Below are 18,581 nucleotides of genomic sequence, written 5' to 3'. Positions count from 1 at the left end.
TTGTAATAGTTAATCTATAGATTGGGCACAAGAAAGAGTATACAACACTAAACCTCTTCACTTCTACCTCTTCTCTAATACTTTCTATGCCTCTACAGCCGCTGTCATAGATTCAGCATCTTTGATAAACTGTGCTAAACCTTTGTCTGTAAGAGGGTGGTTTAATAACGCTTCAAAAACTTTAAGCGGGCAAGTGGCAACATCTGCTCCTACTTTCGCACAGCTCAATAAGTGCATTGAATGACGCACTGAAGCCGCTAAGATTTCAGTATTTAAATGCTCTGGATATTGATCAAAAATAGTTTTGATTTCTTCGATCAACAACATACCATCTTGAGAGATGTCATCCAATCTACCAATAAACGGAGAAACGTAAGATGCACCTGCTTTTGCAGCTAATAATGCTTGACCTGCAGAGAAAATTAAAGTACAGTTTGTTCTGATTCCTTTTTTAGCAAAATGTTTAATTGCCTTTAAACCGTCTTTGATCATTGGGATCTTCACTACAATTTTTGGAGAAATACTAGCCAACATTTCACCTTCTTTAATCATCCCTTCTAAATCCGTTGACAACACTTCAGCTGAAACTTTATCCTCAACGATATCACAGATTTTTTTATAATGAGCAATAATATTCTCCTCGCCAACAATATTCTCTTTTGCCATTAAAGAAGGGTTGGTAGTTACACCATCCAAAATACCCATGTCATACGCTTGCTCAATATCGTTTAAGTTCGCTGTATCAATAAAAAATTTCATTGCTTTGTTTAATTAGATTGTAAAATATTTTGATCTATATTCAGATGCTTAACTAATTCTTTCTTCCAAAGTTGGTAAGCTTTTTCTGTTTGTTCTTGTTCTTCTTTTTGAGGATAGATTGTTTCCAATACTTTTAAAGATTTAAATGCTTCTTCAAAAGATTTGAAATGACCTGATCCCACTGCTGAAGCTGTTGCCGCTCCTCTTGCACCATCAGTATTTACTAACTCAATTGGTGCATCCGCAATATTGGCTAACGTTTGTCTGAATAATGGACTCAAAAACATGTTAGCATGTCCTGCTCTGATCACTTTTGGATCTAAGCCCATCTCTTTCATTACTTCAATACCATACTGGAATGAGAACACAATCCCCTCTTGAGTAGCACGGATCATATCTTTTTGATCGTGTCTGTTGAAGTCCAATCCTGCATAAGATGCTCCAATAGATTGATTTTCTAATACTCTCTCCGCTCCATTTCCAAACGGTAAGTAACTAATACCATTACTACCGATTGGCGACTGCTGTGCTTTTTCATTTAACTCTTCATAAGAACAGTTTGAAGCAATATTTTTCTGCAACCATGAATTGGCAATACCAGTTCCATTAATACATAATAAAACGCCTAAACGGTTTAGATCTTCTCTATGATTCACATGGCCGAAAGGATTCACACGTGATTTCAAATCACACTTTGTTTCTTCCGTCACACCATAAACCACACCTGAAGTACCTCCAGTAGCTGCAATTTCACCTGGGTTCAATACATTCAATGAAAGAGCATTGTTCGGTTGATCTCCTGCTTTATATGTAATTGGAATACCTGCATTTAATCCTAATTGAACTGCTACATCGTCTGTAACGGTTGAATGCTGATCAAATGTATTTTTCACTTCTGGAACTAAGCTGAAAGGAATTCCATATTGTTCTAAAAGTTCTGTATTCAGTCTATTTTCTTTAAAGTTCCAAAGAATACCTTCCGATAAACCTCCGATTGTAGTATTGATCACACCAGAAAGTTTCATGGCGATATAGTCGCCTGGAAGCATAAATTTGAAACACTTCTCAAAGTTTTCAGGTTCATTTTCCTTCACCCACTTCAATTTTGAAGCTGTAAAATTACCCGGCGAATTCATGAAGTTTTCCAAGCAGAATTTCTCTCCTAAAGCTTTAAAAGCTTCCTCTCCAATTCCAACTGCACGGCTGTCACACCAAATAATAGAAGGGCGGATTACTTCTTTACTTTCGTCAACCATTACCAAACCGTGCATCTGATAAGTAATACCAATTGCACCAATTTCGTTCGGAGAAAAATTAGAATCCTGATGCAATCTTGCTATACCTTGCTGAATTGCCTCCCACCACATTGCTGGATCTTGCTCTGCAAAACCTGGCTGAGGTGCATCAATCTTCATTTCCTGATCAGGATACTGTGCTGAAGCTACTACTTCTCCCAACTCATTAATTGCTGATACTTTTACGGAAGAACTTCCTATATCTAAACCTAAAAACTGCATATTTTTATTCTTATTTTTTATTCCAAATTGTTTCCATTTCTTCTAATGACTTCCCTTTTGTCTCCGGCACCATTTTCCAAACAAAAAGTATAGTCACCAAACACATTGCTCCGTATACCCAGAATGGGAATGCTCCGTGAAACGTTGAAAAGAGATAGTCGTTGTCCATCATCATTGGGAACGTTTGAGAAACAATAAAATTAAATATCCATTGGAACGCTACTGCAATTGCTAAACCTGTTGAACGAATGGCATTCGGGAAAATCTCTGATAATAAAACCCAAGTCACTGGTCCTAATGATAAAGCAAAACAAGCAATGTAACCTAATACAAAGAACAGTAACCATACATCCGTATTTCCAAAATAAGCGGCAGTACCAATTGCTGAAATAGAAACACCCATTCCCAATGCTCCAATCATCATCAATGGCTTTCTTCCAAAACGGTCCACTGAGAAAATGGCAATTACTGTGAAAAGTAAGTTTACTGCTCCAACAACAATAGTCTGTAGTAATGCTGTATCTGTATTTCCTCCACCCAATTGTTTGAAAATTTCTGGTGCATAATACAAGAATACATTAATACCCGTAATCTGCTGGAATACTGATAATGCTACACCAATCACTACGATCATCAAGAAAGGTTGCTCTGTAATACTCACTTTTGCTTGATTTTGATCTTGATGTAATGAGTGCTTGATCTCATTTATTTTTAAAGAAGCATTCGCTGAGATTTTTTCTAAAATAACTAAAGCTTCTTGTTCTCTGTTTTTCATTACTAACCAGCGTGGGCTTTCTGGTACAATAAACAAAAGCCCTGTAAATAATACTGCTGGAATACATTCTGATCCAAACATGTAACGCCAGCCAATGGTTTCATTCCATGAAGTATCACCTTGTAATGCAATGAAGTAATTCACAAAATAAACCACCAACATACCAAATATAATGGCAAACTGATTACATGACACCAATCGTCCTCTGTACTCAGATGGTGCGATTTCAGCTATATACATAGGTGATAACATAGATGCAATACCAACACCAACACCTCCTACAATTCTAAAAATAATGAACGTTGTAAATGATTCAGGAATTGCTGAACCAAACGCTGAGATAAAAAATAAAACACCGGCAATAATTAGTGATTTCTTTCTACCTAATTGATTCGCCAATCGTCCTGCCATGCCTGCACCTACAATACATCCCACTAAAGCACTTGACGCCGCCCAGCCTTTTTGTGCTGCCGTTAAATTGAAGAACGTTTCCAGTGATCCAATTGCACCAGAAATAACGGCGGTATCATAACCAAAGAGCAGTCCACCGAGTGCTGCTACTAAAGTCACAATCAAAATAAATTTAAAGTCAATCTTTCCATTTTCTGAAGTTATACCTTCAGATGGTTCATTTTTAAGTAATAGATTCTCTTCCATTTCTGTTTAATTCTGTAGTTTAAAGCTTTAATCAGTTCATTTCACGACCCTGTCTGAGAAAAGCGTAAATATTTTTGTTTTACTCTTTTGTAGAGACTCAAAAAATTAGAGTAGTAAGTATAGTTGGTTTTTAATAGAGTTGCTGGTTTACAGCTTGAAAGCAAAGGACAATTGATGAAAATTCCATCAACTGCCCTTCTTCACCTTCAGTTAAATATACATATTAATCAGGTTCTCGAAGTATTCCTGACGACCGCTCGTAGGAACTGGTTCACCTGTCTTAATTGCGATGTTTCTTAAATCTTCTAATGATAATTTACCATCTTCGAATAATTTACCCTCACCGCTATCGAATGAAGAATAACGATCAGTACGCATCTGATTATATTCAGAATTTTCTAAGATATCATTAGCGATTAATAATGCTCTTGCAAAAATATCCATTCCACCAATGTGAGCATAGAACATATCAACCAAATCAGTTGAGTTTCTTCTTACTTTTGCATCGAAGTTAACTCCACCACCTTGGAAACCACCTGCAGGAAGGATGATCAACATCGCCTCAATGATTTCATATAAGTTGTTCGGGAATTGATCTGTATCCCAACCGTTTTGGTAATCACCTCTGTTCGCATCAATTGAACCTAATTTACCAGCATCAACAGCCACTTGTAATTCGTGAGTGAATGTATGATTAGCCAATGTTGCGTGGTTTACTTCTAAGTTCAAGAAGAAATCTTTATCTAAACCGTATTGTTTTAAGAAACCTAATACAGTTGCTGAATCAAAGTCATATTGGTGTTTTGATGGCTCAGCCGGCTTAGGCTCAATAAAGAAATTACCTGTAAATCCTTGCTTTCTAGCATAATCTTTTGCCATATGTAAGAACTGAGCCATGTGCTCTTGCTCTCTCTTCATATCTGTATTCAACAGACTCATATAACCTTCACGGCCACCCCAGAATACGTAGTTTTCACCACCTAATGCGATAGTTGCATCTAAAGCATTCTTCACTTGAGTACCTGCTTGAGCTACAACATTGAAATCAGGGTTAGTAGAAGCACCATTCATATAACGAGGGTTAGAGAATGCGTTTGCAGTCCCCCATAATAACTTCACACCTGATGCTGCTTGCTTTTGCTTAGCGTAATCAACAATTGCTTCTAATCTTTTTTCCGACTCAAGAACAGTTGATCCTTCATCTACTAAATCGAAATCATGGAAACAATAGTAAGGCAAGCCTAGTTTTGTAAAGAATTCAAAAGCAAAGTCCATTTTCACTTTCGCTTTCTCTACTGGATCTTTAATATCTTTGTAAGGGAATAAACGTGTACCCGGACCGAATGGATCAGAACCTTCTCCGCACATGTTATGCCAGTAAGCACCTGCGAATTTGAAGTGTTCCTTCATTGTTTTGCCCGCTACTACTCTGTTTTCGTCATAAAAACGGAACGCTAAAGGATTTTTCGATTCTGGACCTTCATACTTGATTTTCTCAATGCCTTTGAAGTGTTCAACATCACCCAAAGTTACTTTTGATTCTAAAGTTGTATTCATCATTTCTTACTGTTAAAAAATTCTTTGAAACAATTGATATATTTTTTCTTTGTTCTTGATCTACGACTGCTATTTAGCTTGAAAGGCCATTTCATCACAAATATTTACACTTGTTTCTGAGATGAAACCGTGTTCGCAACCGCTCCCGGAACTTTAAAAAAGTGGAAAAACGAGTGTTTTAGGGTGGAAATCAAGAAAATAAAAAGGTAGAAAATAGGGTGGTTTTAGCGGGTATAATACTATTGAGATATAAAGGGGATTTGATACTAAATAATGCTTTAGAAATCAGAAAAGTCTAAAATTATAATTTATCACTTGGGTATCTTGATCAGCCTTCTGGATAACCTTTTTAAAATTTGAAGGAGTTTTTCCTACAAAAAATTTAAACTCTTTAATGAAATGAGCTTGATCAAAATAGCCTGAGTCTAGCCCTACTTCAGTAAGATCATCATTTTCATCAATCAAACTACAAAGAGATTTCCGAAACTTAATTAAACGTTCTAGTTTTTTGGGAGAAATTCCAATGGCTTTTGAAAAGAGTCGATTAAGAGTAGTGTAATTGGTATTATGTTTTTGGCAGAAATGTTCTATTGAAATTGAATTGTCTCCTCTTCTATAATTCCAGTAAAATTCTTTCAATAGTTCTTGGTTCTTATTTTCCCTATATAAATTGGAAAGTAAACTTTCGAGATCTACTATAAAATTTCTTTCTGAAATTGTATCTATAACAATTGATACTAATGAGTTGATCACCTTCTTTGCGTCAATAGTAAAGAAGGATTGAATGGCATAAGGGTAAAACCTCACTCCAATTAATTTTGTCCCTTTGGGATAGGAATAGGCAGACGGTTGTAAACTCAAACCTTCCAAATAAGGAGATTGTATTTCAATTTGATTTCTAATAATGAGAGTGCCTTCTATAGGAATAATAAGATTGAAATATTGACTTGGCGGATTGTAGGTTTCTATATCTTCCTCATTATTCTCCAAAACCCAGATTCGTTCTATCAAATCTGGGTATTTGGAAGACTTATATGATTCAATTTTTATCAAAAATCTATTCTGCTACTAATTCCAATTTATTTCCATCAGGATCTAAAATAACACTTTCATAATAACCATCCCCTGTAATTCTTGGTTCTCCAAAAACTTCATAGCCCTCTTTTCTAAACTTCTCAGTCATTTCATCTACTTTCATTCGACTCCCAACAGAAAATGCAAGATGTGTAATACCCACCCTGTCTTCTGTTCCAAGGTGTTCTTTTATACAATCATTGTGCATTATTTCTAAGCGTGTATTTTCTCCTTTCATAGAAAGGAAATAGGAAGAAAAGCCTTTTTTAGGATTGATGTATTTCTCGTTTGATGCCATTCCAAAGTAACGCATATAAAATGCTCTTAGGCGTTCTAAGTCTTTTGTCCAAATGGCAATGTGTTCTATTTTCATCTTACTTTATGTTTAGTATGATGCAAATGTAGAAAGAGAAGAATACAGGAAATTGTATATTTTAAACAGTTAGGTTATTTATCATTTTGGATCCAATTGAATAACAAATCAGTAGGTGGTGCCTTGCTCAATCCTAACTGATGTCCCATAGTAATAAGTTGTCCTCTATGAAAAGTACTATGATTCATACAGTGTTGGACAAGTTGAATTTGTGTAAAATTATTATCTGAAGAATAAGCTCTCGTTTTCACGTTTCTAATACTCAAACCATCCTTTTCTGTCATTTGGGATACATATATTGCAAAATCTTCAGAATGTTTCACCAACCCATTAATAGCTCCCAGTGTTGTATCGTCCCATTCTTTTTGAAAAGGAATTTCTTTCATAAGAGAAAGATAAAAAATTTGAGCTTCCCATATATGATTGATTGTCTTTCCAATTGTATGAAAACTTGACTGACATTCTTTGTCTAATAATTCAGCATCATTAGAGAGTAACCAATCTGCAATTCTTTGATTGGCCCAGAAGTTATAGTTAGCAATTTCGATAGTTTCTTTCATTTATTTAATTGATTTTTCTGATAAAAAAATGACACAATAAATCATATCATTATTGTGCCATTCTCCTATTCCAATTAAATTTTAATACCCCAAAGCATCCAAAACTTTAGCATTCAATCGCCTATTCTCTCCTTTATAAGGATAGCAATGAATATGAATAGCCGGATTAAAGTTCATTTCTATAATAGCATAATTATCATTCGTGGCTTCTTCATTGATATCATCAATCATCATATCCAAACCCGTGATTTTGACATCCAATGCTTTTGCCGCTTCAACCGCAATTTTCTTATAAGAGTCAGGAATATCATCCGTATAATCAATACTGTCTCCTCCTGTAGAAATATTTGAATTCTCTCTTAGGTAAATGATTTGATCTTTAGATGGGACAAAATCAAAATCGTAACCTTGCGTCTTTAAAAACATCTCTTCCGCTTCACCAAGAGCAATTTTCTCTAAAGGCGTTTTATAACCTTTACCCCTTAAAGGATCTTTGTTTTTCTCAATCACTAATTCTCTTACCGTTGATTTTCCATCACCTTTTACATTGGCAGGAACTCGGTGGAGAATACCTACCACTTCATCGTTTATAATAAAGATTCGATATTCTTTTCCAGTCACAAACTCTTCTATCAAAATAGAGTTGTCATGTTCAAAAGCGATTTCAATAGCTCTATCAAAAAGGGCTTTATCTTGATTTTCCTTTAAAATGCTAATTCCTAATCCAAAATTGGTTGATTTCGGTTTGATCACAATTGACTGTCCTTCATAAAAAACAAAGTCACTTTTCGCTTTCTCTACAGAAGTGTATTGCTCCCCCTTTGGTGTTCTAATGCCAACATTTTCAATTACCTTTTTGGTCATGACTTTGTTTTCCATCATCAAAACACTCACATAATTGTCCAATGAAGTTCGAGTGGCTTGCATCACATATTCTTCTTTACCCAATCGATTCAATTTGATAAAGTTTTCTGTACGATCCATGATTTCAAAATTCACACCTCTTAAAATCGACTCTCTTAACACCAATTGAGTGGACAATTCCATATCTTCTAAACCATGGAATTTGAATTGAACGTCTTCAGAAGCTTCTTTGTATTCGATTGCTTTTTCCAAATGCCACTGAATGTATTCCTTCCCTTGGATCTCTTTTAAAGTTTGACAAGAAGGACGCACTTTTCTATCTTCAGAAAGCATCATTAATTTTCTGAAAGTAGAAGTATACTCTTTTGGAGCAAAAGCGACAAACATATCCAAAATCTCAGCAGTAAGGCTTTGAATAGCATCATTTAATTTCACTTTATGATCCTCTACTACAATTTGAGCATCCTCTGACAAACCTTCACTCGCTACGATTTCTTGGTTCATGGTAGCCTGAACTTGTTCCTCTTTTGTGATTTCTTTTCCCTCTTTATATAAACAGAAAAGCAAGAAAAGGTGAATGATCTTCGCTGTATCTTCACTAATTCCAATTTTCTCATGAGGGTCCAAATCCAACAATCGCACCTCTACATATTTCAGCTTTCCATTGACTTCTTTCAATCGAATAGGTGTATAATTTTCTTTATTGCTATTCAAAATTCCGCTTTCAACTGCATCATTAATGCTTTGTTTATAATTCTTCATCGAACTATAATCCAATACCAAATCATCGATATTTTTATAACCACAAACTGTTGAACGCATTGAGACTGCATGATCAAAATGATGGCTGTCTTTTGTTGCTTTTGGAAGTTTATCAATACAACATTTCAAATAAGTATTATGTAAAGCGGGGCTGTTGCCTAAAAGGGCAATCAAATACCAACGATAACGAAGGAAGTTTCTAGTGATTTTCAGATATAACTCCTCTCTAAATTCCTCATACGTCACATCCCCTTCATATTGCTGATATAAAAACTGAATGTTCTTATCTTCTAAAGAAAAGTTATAATGAATACCTGAAAGCAACTGCTTCTTTTTTCCGTATTTGGTCGCTAAGTGATTTCTATATTCCTCATTTTCTTTCCCTGCCTCACCAAAATCAGCAATTTTGATTTCATCTTCATTCTCAGGTAATTCAGGAGGCGTACTTTGAGGCCATAACAATTCATCCCCTAAATTTTCAGTCACTACATCATGTATCGTTTCTAAAAATCCAAGAGCCTCTTTTATACTCGGCAAAGGAGGTGTAATCATTTCTACCTGGCTTTCAGAAAAATCAGTAGTGATATAAGGATGTGTTAATTTATTTCCAAAAACAGCAGGATGAGACGTAGTAGCCATTTTGCCGTCTTTTGTAATTCTAACGTTTTCTTTTTCTAAACCGAAGTTACCTTCAAAGATGCGTTCAGTTCTATTATCTTTTAATATGTTTTGTATCGTGTGCATAATTTTTTTAGTAAGTCGCTGAAAGGGTCATTTTTTTCTGAATGGAATAATACGCTACACTAAGGCTAATCGCTCTTAGAAGTGTACTGATGGCAATGGACATCCAAACGCCATTAATTCCAAACAGATGTTCTTGTGATAAATAAAGTGCCATTGGAACTCTGATCACCGTCATAGTGATATTAATAGAAGCTGGAATTTTCGTTTTCCCCAATCCATTAATAATTCCTGATGTCACCATTTCTACCGTCATAAATACTTGAGACAAGCCTATAATCCTTAAATAACTTGCTCCAATTGCAACCGTTGTTTCTTCAGTCACAAACCAGCGGACAAAGAATTCTGGAAAGCAATAGAAAAGTGTCCCCATTAATAAGCCCAATACTACAGCAATTTTGATTGCTGTCTGATAGCCTTCATGGACTCTATCATACGCTTTGGCTCCATAATTCTGTCCTGTAAAGGAAAGCATTGCCCCCATCAAACCACCTGTAATCATAAATGTCATGGACTCAATCTGTAAGCCAATTTTCTGCGCTGCAATGGCATCACTTCCCCATTGGGCTACGATTCTTGCCATGATAATTCCAATCACTGTAAAGACAATTCTTTGGATGGAAGTGGGTACTCCCAAACGTACCGTATTCGAAATCTCATCAAATGTCAATTCAAACTTTCCTTTTCCGAAGAAGTTTGTAAATGACCTTCTATAGAAAATAAGGAAAGAAATAAACTGAGAAATCACTGTAGCAATTCCGGCACCTATAACTCCAAAGTCAAGTAAGAAGATGAAGATCGGGTCCAATATGATATTAATGACAACCCCAATCATGGTAATTTTCATGGGTGCTTTACTATCTCCTCTACTGTTACTGATTGAGGTAAATAGAAAAACTGCTTGTGAGAAGAAAAGGCCTAAACCTGCTACTTTTAAATAGGAAACTGAAAGTTCTTCAACTGTATTATTATTTAAATTAAAGAAACCTATTAGATACTCAGGAATGGTCTGGATCAGGACAAGCATCAATGTTACCACAGCACCTAACCCTATCAATGATTCCCTACTAATTTTTTCAGCTCTTCCATAGTTCTTGGCACCAATCTGTTGTGAAACAGAAATACCTGTTCCGAGTATAAATACAGACGCAATGGCCCAACATAGTTGTAGGAAAAAGGCAGATGTTCCTACTGCCGCTACCGAATCACTACCCAATTTCCCTACCCATATCATGTCTGTAAAATTATAGGCAAACTGTAAAAATGAGGACGTAATAATCGGCAACGCTAGAGTAATAATATTTTGAAATACATTACCTTTCGTTAAATCTTTTTTCATTAAATTTTTGATATGAAATCATTCAATCCAATGGCTGTTAGAGTACAGTAAATTTTAAAATATTCACGTACAAGGTTACGCTTTTATCAAGTTAATGAGATAAAAGGCCACAACCATACTTATATAATAGATGTATTGAATTTTGAATACTAAAAACAAGATATATACAATGTTAATTGTACCTATTTTTAGTCTATAATGGAAATAGTTTAAAGCAGTAGTCTACAGAGCCATATTATATAATGGCTGAATCGTTTGGATAAAAATGCTACTCTATAGTCTTTTACTTTCTTCTCATCCTTCTTTTCTTTTCGAATCTTCTTTTGAGAAGCGATAACGGTAGTCGTATCATTATCGAATGCACTCAGAAATAAAGGACTAAATGGTGAGTGAATTGAGATCGCGGTGTTCGCTAAAGGCTGGCTATCTTGTGGTAGGCAACATTGTGTTTGATTGCCTTGTGTTGAGATCTTTCTGATCTCTTTAATGATCTCAATCTTTGGAGTATCCTCTTTTATATTACAACACTTTTCCTTCTCCTTTTCGCTCATCAGCAAAAAGGTGATCATACATGTGATAAATGCAATCGAAGTATTAGCGATATATAAAAATTTCTTACTCATCATTGAATAGGACGTAATATATGAAAAATGGTTCATATATAAATCGAAATTCAATTTTATTAACCATTAGGGAAATGATTAATTTTCGGTGTATTGTTTTGCATCCATTTACCTTTTCGGGCAGACACATAGGTCTGCCCCTACTTGATATTGACGGTGCTTATTCCTCCGCTATGTTTTGTTACATTGATTTGTGTACCTAGCCTTTCATTTAATGTTTTTACATGGGAAATCACACCAATCATTTTCCCATCAGTTTGCAAGGTATTCAAGGCGTAAATCACATCTTCTAACGTTGTTTCATCCAACGTTCCAAAACCTTCATCTATAAATAATGAATCAATTTGTACGTTCTTACTGGAAAGATCCGACAAACCTAAAGCTAGTGACAAACTAATCATAAACTTCTCTCCGCCACTTGCTGTATCCACTGACCTATGCATATCCGCTAAATGATGATCAATCATTTCAAAAGTCAAGAAAGATTTGGGGATTGCATTTGTTCCAAATTCAATTGGCTTCAAATGCAAAGTATATCTTTTGTTCATTTTAGAAAGATGTCTATTGGCTAGAATCAATAGGTTTTTCAAGGTCAAATGCTGAGCAAATTTATTGAAGGAATCATTTGTGCCACCCAAAGCAGATTTCAACCTTGACCACCTTAAATACTCCTCTTCTTGTACACCAATTTTTTCTACCAATTCCGTTTGATCATTTCGTAGCAATTGATCTTTTTCTAAAGTAGCTTTTGCTTCCCCTTTTTCTTCCAATATAGAAGCAAGCGTTTTTTTATCGTCTTCTAGTTGCAGTACTAAGTCATCTTCTTTTTCATGAATGCTAGCAAGCTTATTACTAATAATTGTCTTTTTTTCATCGAAAGCTCTCTTCCTTTCTTTCAACTGAATTTCTTCCCTAGTGATTTCATCTTTAATAGCTCTCAAATCTTTTAACTCCGCTTCAGAAATAGCTTTAGATTTGATTTCTGAGATATTATCAAAATCAGATGTCTTCAACCATTCATTAATAGATAATTCGAGTTCATTGATTTCAGAAGAAAGTACATTAATATCTTTTTGTGTAACTTCTTGTTTTGCTTCTAGTCCTTTCAGCTCCTTTTCCTCTGCAACTTTTTCCTTTTCAGACTTTTCTTTTTGAGTCGTTTTCAACTGAAGTAAATCCTCAAGTCTTTTATTTTCTTCCTGAAGTTTTATTTCCCAAGGTAAAATTACACCCCTGTTTTTCTTCAGTTCATCAATTTTTAGAATTATACCATTCAGTTCTTCTTCTATTTTGATGCAATCATTTTGATCTGTAACAAGAACACTCTGTTTTTCTTTTTCCAATACCTGATTATTTTCCACCTCACTCTTCAAGTTTTTCAACTTCTCTAAGGCATCCAAGTAGTTTCTACATTTTGTTTTAAAATCATTGAAAGTCGACACCCAATCAGAATATTCATTGATATCGTAATTGTATTTTTCTAATTGAACTTTAATCTTTGCTTTTGATTTTTCTACCGTCTCACTTAAACTTTTAATTTCTACTTCAAGTGTTTCAATAGATTGAGTAAAGTGATTTTTCTGCTCAGATAGTTTTGAGATTTCCAAGGCATTCAATTGCAACCTCTCTTGTAATGATTTCGCTTCCTTCACTGACTTTGAAATAGCCTCTTTCTCAATCTTCAAGTCTTCAATTTTCTGAGATTTAGTTTTGATTGATTGAAGAATGATTTCTAACTCATCATTCATTTCTGAGGAAGCATTAATAGAAAAATCGAGTTGCAAGGACTCAAAATTGATTTTACTCTCTGCCAGGTTTTCTTTTAATTTTATAAAATCACTCTCCTTATTTTTTATGGATTCAATAAGACGAGTTTCCTCTAAAATCAATCCTTGTTCTTCTTTGGTAATTTCAGCTAATTCCTTTTCTCTTTTTACTAATTCACTTTCTTCGGTTTGAATCAAAGATTTATCCTTATACTCCTCCACATAAGGATGTTCTTTTGATCCACAAAGTTTACAAGCCTGACCTTCCACTAACTTTTCACGCTCCTTTTCAAAAGATAAAATCTCTTTCTGTAACGATAAGATTTTGAACTGATCATCAAAACTTTGTTTCGCTATTTCTTTTCCTTCTGAGACCTTGAGAATATCATTAGATACTAAAGTTTTTTGTTCATGATATTCCTCAATAACTTTTTCCGTGTCAAGAATCTCCTTCTTTATTTTTTCATAGCTTTGTGCAATCTTTAAAGCATTTTCTAATGCGTTTTTATTCGATTTTTGAACATCTAAAACCTCTAAAGCTTCTAGTATATTTTTTTCAACCTCTTCATATCTGTCTGCTTGATTTTCTAATGATTCAAATTGTTTTTTTACTTGAAGTTGAAGGTTTGATTTCTCATTTAGTTTTAAGCGAACTTCTTCAAGAGTTTCAGTAGCTGTTTTAAGTTTCTCACTATTCTTTATTCTTTGGTCAATTGCATTTTTCCAATCTAATGAAATCACACTCCATTCTTCAAAATGATGTTCTAATTCCTTATACCTTTCGTTTTCAAGAATATACCCTTCACCAATACTCACTCTTCTTTCTAAAGTAGTAATGCTTTCAGATAGCGTTTGAAGTTCTTTTTCTTTTATTTCAACTTGAGCCTTTTTTTCCTCAAAACTTAGTTTAGATTTCTGTAATGAATTATTTTCAGCTACAATTTCATTTTCAATTTTTTCAGCCTTCTGATAAATAGGCTTCCATTTTTCTAGATCAAGTTTTGTCTCTTTCAGATCTTGATAGTGTTCTTGATAAAGTTTTTGGGATTTCTTTAAATTTTCCTGTGCTAATTTAATTGACTTTGAGAGTTCTGAGGAGGCCAACTTTTTTTCTTGATGCTGATTTTCACTTCTCTCCAACAGGTTAATTTTTTGGAAAACAGGAGCAAGCTTTTCTACTTCTGAAAGTTGTACTAAAAGAGTTTGATTGTTTTCTTGTTTCTCTTTAAATGCTTCAAAAGAAGTCTGCAATACTTCTTCTTCGCTTTTCAATTCCTTTTGCTCCTCAAAAACAGCAACCTTTTCAGCTGTCTTTTTTATTTTCTGATCAAGTTCGAGTTCTAATGCAGGAAGTAATAAAACTCTTTCCTCTAATTTTTTCTTATCATCATCACTAAGCAGGTGATCATTATTGACTTTTGCTTTTAAGTTTTCCAGTTTAATTTTTTCAGTAGAAACACGGTTCTGGACTTCATAACCAATCTGCTTATAAATATCCTCTCCTGTGATTTCTTGAAGTAATTCCCCTTTTTTAACTTCTGAGGCATTCAGAAATGAAGTAAAGTCACCTTGAGCAATCAATACTGACTTACAAAATTGTTCAAAAGAAAGTTTGACAATATTTTTGATTTCATTAGTCATTTCTGTCTTTGAAGACGCAACAATCTCCCCTTTTCTTTCCCCGGATTGAATACTTAACTCATATTCGTCCACAGGCTTCTTTCTTACTTTAAAAGTTTTAGTAAGAATGGACATTGATCTAAATGCAGAATAGATTATTCCTTCATTTTCAAAAGTAACACGAGTATAACCTGCTGTACTCCCCTTTGAAACTACTTCGTAAATACTGGTTTTATTTAATCGAGCTACTTTTCCATACAAAGCAATTGTAATGGCATCAAGAATCGTTGATTTTCCAGAACCTGTCTTTCCTGTTATTGCAAAAAGATTGGTGTCAAGAAATGCACTATCTTCAAAATCAATCACAATTGGACTCTCTGATTTTAAAGAATTGATGTTTTGAAGTTCGATTTTTAGAATTTTCATTACCTATTTCAATTGGGGTGCTAAAACTAGCATGACAAAAAATGCTTCTCTGTAAAGAAAAGCACATAAAAATAGATAATTGTTTGGAGAAAGAATAATCTAATGAACAGACATTATTTTTTGGTCTACATCAATAGAAGGATTCGACTCTAACAGTTTTTCTATAAATTCTATCTTGTTTTTTGGAGAGATCAATACATTGCTGTATTTGGTGTATCGAATATCTAATCGGTCAAAAGACAATGCTGGAGAACTCAACAAAGAATTGGTCTTTTTAACCTTTGAGATTGCATCAATCGGAATTTTGATATTGACTAATATTCCACTTTTTATTTGCAACATATTTCCATCAATAATATAGAAGGTATTCATAAACATATGAACAACAAATGCAGTAAGAAGTCCAAACAATAATAGCATAAACCACTTGGCTGTAAATGCGAATAAAACTGTTGGTATTAGCATTGAGCCAATGGTAAAAATAGCTAGAGGATAATTGATTTTTGAATTGTATTTATTCATGTTTCTGTTTATTATTTTACTTCAAAATACAAATAATTAATTCATTATTCAATTTTATTTAGAATTATCGTTTTTATCACTTAAAAACAGATTTATCACCTAAAAAAATCACTAAACCTCATTAACGTATTCAAAACCGTAACATCTACTAAATGTTATATTTTTTAAAGTATTGGAAAATGCAATTCTCGAACTTTAAAATTATTACGACATTAACTCGATTGCATTACGACATTTTTACATTTTGAAGAATTTTGATAAACAAGAAATAGGCTATAAAAGTATTAATAGGGTATAATTGTGTAGATGAAATGAAGTACGTAATTATTCTTTTTTAATATGAACAAACTCAAAATAGCAGCAGTCTTTCTTTTTGTAGCGATTAGTATCGGACTTTACTCTGCAAATGGAAATAAAACAAATATTGAGAATGAAAAAGTAGAAAAGCTATTAGCTCAAATGACCTTAGAAGAGAAAGTGGGTCAGATGACTCAGGTTACTCTAGAGGTGGTATCAAAGGGTGACAGTCCTTTCAACATGAAAAAGCCTTGGGCTTTGGACCAAGAAAAAGTAAAAGACATTATCATTAATCATCACGTCGGTTCTGTCCTGAATACAGCAGGTGAAGTGAGAACTCCAAAAGAATGGTATGAAGTGATTAAGTCTATCCAAGATATTGCTATCAATAATACTCGTTTGAAGATTCCAGTACTTTATGGAATCGATGCAATCCATGGTATGTATAGTGCAGGTGCTACTATGTTTCCTCAAGAAATCAGTATGGCCGCATCTTGGAATCCTGAGTTAGTTCGAAAATCATCTGAAGTAATTGCTTATGAAACGAAAGCTTGTGGTATTCCTTGGACTTTTAACCCAACATTAGATTTAGGCATTGATCCAAGATGGCCAAGAATGTGGGAAGCCTATGGTGAAGATCCATACTTGCAATCTGTCATGGGAGTAGCTTCCGTAAAGGGTTATGAAGGAGGAGATGTTAGTCACCCTAATCATGTCGCGTCATGTTTGAAACATTATATTGGGTACGGTGCTCCAAAAAGTGGCAAAGACAGAACTCCTGCCTGGATTCCTGAAACATTTCTAAGAGAATATTTCCTCCCTCCTTTTGAAGCAGCGGTTAAAGCAGGAGCAAAAAGTGTAATGGTAAATTCTGGTGAAATCAATGGAATGCCTGTACATGCCAGCAAAAAGCTGTTGACAGATATATTAAGAGGTGAGCTAGGTTTTGAAGGTGTTATTGTAACGGATTGGTTTGATATTAATAATTTGGTTGAAAGACACCATATTGCAGCCACTCAAAAAGAAGCAGCAAAGTTGGCTATTTTAGCTGGTATTGATATGTCGATGGTCCCTTATGACGTTGAATTCACTAAAAACGTAATTGAATTAGTAAAAGAAGGTGAAATTTCTGAAGAGCGAATTAATGAATCTGTAAGACGTATCTTACAAATGAAGATCGAATTAGGGTTATTTGAGAATCCTTACACGGACTATAAAAACTACCCTGAGTACGGGAAAGAAAAGCATCATCAGTTAGCTAAGGTCTCTGCTCATGAGTCTATTACTCTATTGAAAAATGAAAAAGATATTCTTCCATTAAAAAAAGATGCTAAAATCTTAGTAACAGGTCCTAATGCAAACTCGATGAGAAGCTTGAATGGAGGCTGGACATACACTTGGCAAGGGGAATACACAAACAAACACGCCGCTAATCATAATACAATTGTTGAAGCACTAAAAGCACAAAGCAACAGTATTTTATTTGAAGAAGGTGTACGTTACCCAGAAGGAAATCCTGATTATAGAGCAGATGAAATTGTAGATATTCAAAAAGCAGTAAAAGCTGCTAAAAATGTTGATTACATTGTACTTTGTCTTGGAGAAAATTCTTACACTGAAAAACCAGGGGATTTAGATGATCTTACTCTATCAGCAAATCAATTGGCATTAGCAAATGCAATGATCGCTACTAAAAAGCCCGTTATTTTAGTATTGAATGAAGGTAGACCAAGAATAATTTCATCATTTGAAGATAAAGTAAAAGCTGTAGTGCAATTGTATTTACCTGGTAATGAAGGCGGTAACGCATTTGCTGATATTTTATATGGCAAAGTCAACCCTTCTGGAAAACTGCCTTATACTTATCCAAGGTATGTCAACGATTTGATTCCTTATTATCATAAGTTTTCTGCATCAACAGCACACAACGACGGTAACATTAACAACAATCACGAAATCAAAGCACAATATGCATTTGGTTACGGTTTAAGCTATACTACTTTTAAATATGAGGACCTGGCACTTTCTGAAACAACAATTTCTACAGACGATGAGCTTGAAGTAAGTATAAAAGTGACAAATACAGGTCAACGTGAAGGAAAAGAGGTTGTACATCTTTATACTACAGACGTTGTAGCTTCTTTATCACCATCGGTCAAAAGACTAAGAAAATTTGAGAAAATAAATTTAAAAGCTGGAGAAACTACAACAGTGAAATTCACTATCAATAAAAACGATCTTTCTTTTATTGGGCATGATAACAAACCCGTAGTCGAAGCAGGGGAATTTATAATTTCTTGTGGAAATCTTCAACAGAAGTTTCAGCTATCGGACACAAAGCAACTCTAA

General features: G+C 34.4%; 13 protein-coding genes. 1 reads left to right on the top strand and 12 read right to left on the bottom strand.

Annotation, left to right across the window (positions count from 1 at the left end; translation table 11 throughout):
- Window positions 1-84: 84 nt before the first annotated feature.
- The 12 genes from fsa to AVL50_RS11160 all read right to left on the bottom strand — a co-directional run bounded on the left by fsa (window position 85) and on the right by AVL50_RS11160 (window position 15,935).
- On the bottom strand, window positions 85-759 hold the full coding sequence (gene fsa, locus AVL50_RS11215) for a fructose-6-phosphate aldolase (protein WP_062616593.1): 675 nt from the start codon (window positions 757-759) through the stop codon (window positions 85-87).
- An 8-nt stretch (window positions 760-767) separates the two neighbouring features.
- The gene (locus tag AVL50_RS11210; RefSeq protein ID WP_062616592.1) at window positions 768-2,276 is read right to left on the bottom strand and encodes a xylulokinase; all 1,509 of its coding nucleotides are present in this window, start codon (window positions 2,274-2,276) and stop codon (window positions 768-770) included.
- A gap of 10 nt (window positions 2,277-2,286) precedes the next feature.
- Complete coding sequence (gene xylE / locus AVL50_RS11205) at window positions 2,287-3,708, bottom strand: D-xylose transporter XylE (RefSeq protein ID WP_082795758.1); 1,422 nt, start codon at window positions 3,706-3,708, stop codon at window positions 2,287-2,289.
- A 210-nt stretch (window positions 3,709-3,918) separates the two neighbouring features.
- Window positions 3,919-5,268 carry a xylose isomerase gene (gene xylA / locus AVL50_RS11200; RefSeq protein ID WP_253764274.1) on the bottom strand — a complete coding sequence of 450 codons (1,350 nt, stop codon included), beginning with the start codon at window positions 5,266-5,268 and terminating at the stop codon, window positions 3,919-3,921.
- 282 nt (window positions 5,269-5,550) lie between these two features.
- Complete coding sequence (locus AVL50_RS11195; protein WP_172826817.1) at window positions 5,551-6,276, bottom strand: AraC family transcriptional regulator; 726 nt, start codon at window positions 6,274-6,276, stop codon at window positions 5,551-5,553.
- A 46-nt stretch (window positions 6,277-6,322) separates the two neighbouring features.
- The gene (locus AVL50_RS11190) at window positions 6,323-6,712 is read right to left on the bottom strand and encodes a VOC family protein (protein ID WP_062616589.1); all 390 of its coding nucleotides are present in this window, start codon (window positions 6,710-6,712) and stop codon (window positions 6,323-6,325) included.
- A gap of 74 nt (window positions 6,713-6,786) precedes the next feature.
- Entirely contained in the window at window positions 6,787-7,272 is a 486-nt protein-coding gene (locus tag AVL50_RS11185; protein WP_062616588.1) for a DinB family protein, read from the bottom strand.
- 81 nt (window positions 7,273-7,353) lie between these two features.
- Window positions 7,354-9,642, bottom strand: coding sequence for a bifunctional glutamate--cysteine ligase GshA/glutathione synthetase GshB (gene gshAB / locus AVL50_RS11180; RefSeq protein ID WP_062616587.1), 2,289 nt, complete (start codon window positions 9,640-9,642; stop codon window positions 7,354-7,356).
- A 7-nt stretch (window positions 9,643-9,649) separates the two neighbouring features.
- Window positions 9,650-10,978, bottom strand: coding sequence for an MATE family efflux transporter (locus tag AVL50_RS11175; RefSeq protein WP_062616586.1), 1,329 nt, complete (start codon window positions 10,976-10,978; stop codon window positions 9,650-9,652).
- Window positions 10,979-11,187: 209 nt separating this feature from the next.
- Complete coding sequence (locus AVL50_RS11170) at window positions 11,188-11,604, bottom strand: hypothetical protein (RefSeq protein ID WP_062616585.1); 417 nt, start codon at window positions 11,602-11,604, stop codon at window positions 11,188-11,190.
- A 137-nt stretch (window positions 11,605-11,741) separates the two neighbouring features.
- A complete protein-coding gene (locus AVL50_RS11165; protein ID WP_062616584.1) occupies window positions 11,742-15,413 on the bottom strand; it encodes an SbcC/MukB-like Walker B domain-containing protein in 3,672 nt (1,223 codons plus the stop codon).
- A 99-nt stretch (window positions 15,414-15,512) separates the two neighbouring features.
- A complete protein-coding gene (locus tag AVL50_RS11160; RefSeq protein ID WP_062616583.1) occupies window positions 15,513-15,935 on the bottom strand; it encodes a PH domain-containing protein in 423 nt (140 codons plus the stop codon).
- A 339-nt stretch (window positions 15,936-16,274) separates the two neighbouring features.
- On the opposite strand from AVL50_RS11160, the gene AVL50_RS11155 reads away from it, so the two are divergent.
- Window positions 16,275-18,581, top strand: a complete 2,307-nt coding sequence (locus AVL50_RS11155; RefSeq protein ID WP_062616582.1) for a glycoside hydrolase family 3 N-terminal domain-containing protein — start codon at window positions 16,275-16,277, stop codon at window positions 18,579-18,581.

It is taken from the genome of Flammeovirga sp. SJP92, assembly GCF_001583495.1.
GTDB lineage: Bacteria > Bacteroidota > Bacteroidia > Cytophagales > Flammeovirgaceae > Flammeovirga.
This window is presented reverse-complemented; position numbering and strand designations above follow the sequence as displayed.

Coding starts and splice junctions, on each gene's coding strand:
- AVL50_RS11185 (WP_062616588.1), bottom strand. CDS start 7,272: ATGAAAGAAACTATCGAAATTGCTAACTATAACTTCTGGGCCAATCAA.
- AVL50_RS11210 (WP_062616592.1), bottom strand. CDS start 2,276: ATGCAGTTTTTAGGTTTAGATATAGGAAGTTCTTCCGTAAAAGTATCA.
- AVL50_RS11190 (WP_062616589.1), bottom strand. CDS start 6,712: ATGAAAATAGAACACATTGCCATTTGGACAAAAGACTTAGAACGCCTA.
- AVL50_RS11160 (WP_062616583.1), bottom strand. CDS start 15,935: ATGAATAAATACAATTCAAAAATCAATTATCCTCTAGCTATTTTTACC.
- AVL50_RS11175 (WP_062616586.1), bottom strand. CDS start 10,978: ATGAAAAAAGATTTAACGAAAGGTAATGTATTTCAAAATATTATTACT.
- fsa (WP_062616593.1), bottom strand. CDS start 759: ATGAAATTTTTTATTGATACAGCGAACTTAAACGATATTGAGCAAGCG.
- xylA (WP_253764274.1), bottom strand. CDS start 5,268: ATGATGAATACAACTTTAGAATCAAAAGTAACTTTGGGTGATGTTGAA.
- xylE (WP_082795758.1), bottom strand. CDS start 3,708: ATGGAAGAGAATCTATTACTTAAAAATGAACCATCTGAAGGTATAACT.
- AVL50_RS11170 (WP_062616585.1), bottom strand. CDS start 11,604: ATGATGAGTAAGAAATTTTTATATATCGCTAATACTTCGATTGCATTT.
- AVL50_RS11165 (WP_062616584.1), bottom strand. CDS start 15,413: ATGAAAATTCTAAAAATCGAACTTCAAAACATCAATTCTTTAAAATCA.
- gshAB (WP_062616587.1), bottom strand. CDS start 9,642: ATGCACACGATACAAAACATATTAAAAGATAATAGAACTGAACGCATC.
- AVL50_RS11155 (WP_062616582.1), top strand. CDS start 16,275: ATGAACAAACTCAAAATAGCAGCAGTCTTTCTTTTTGTAGCGATTAGT.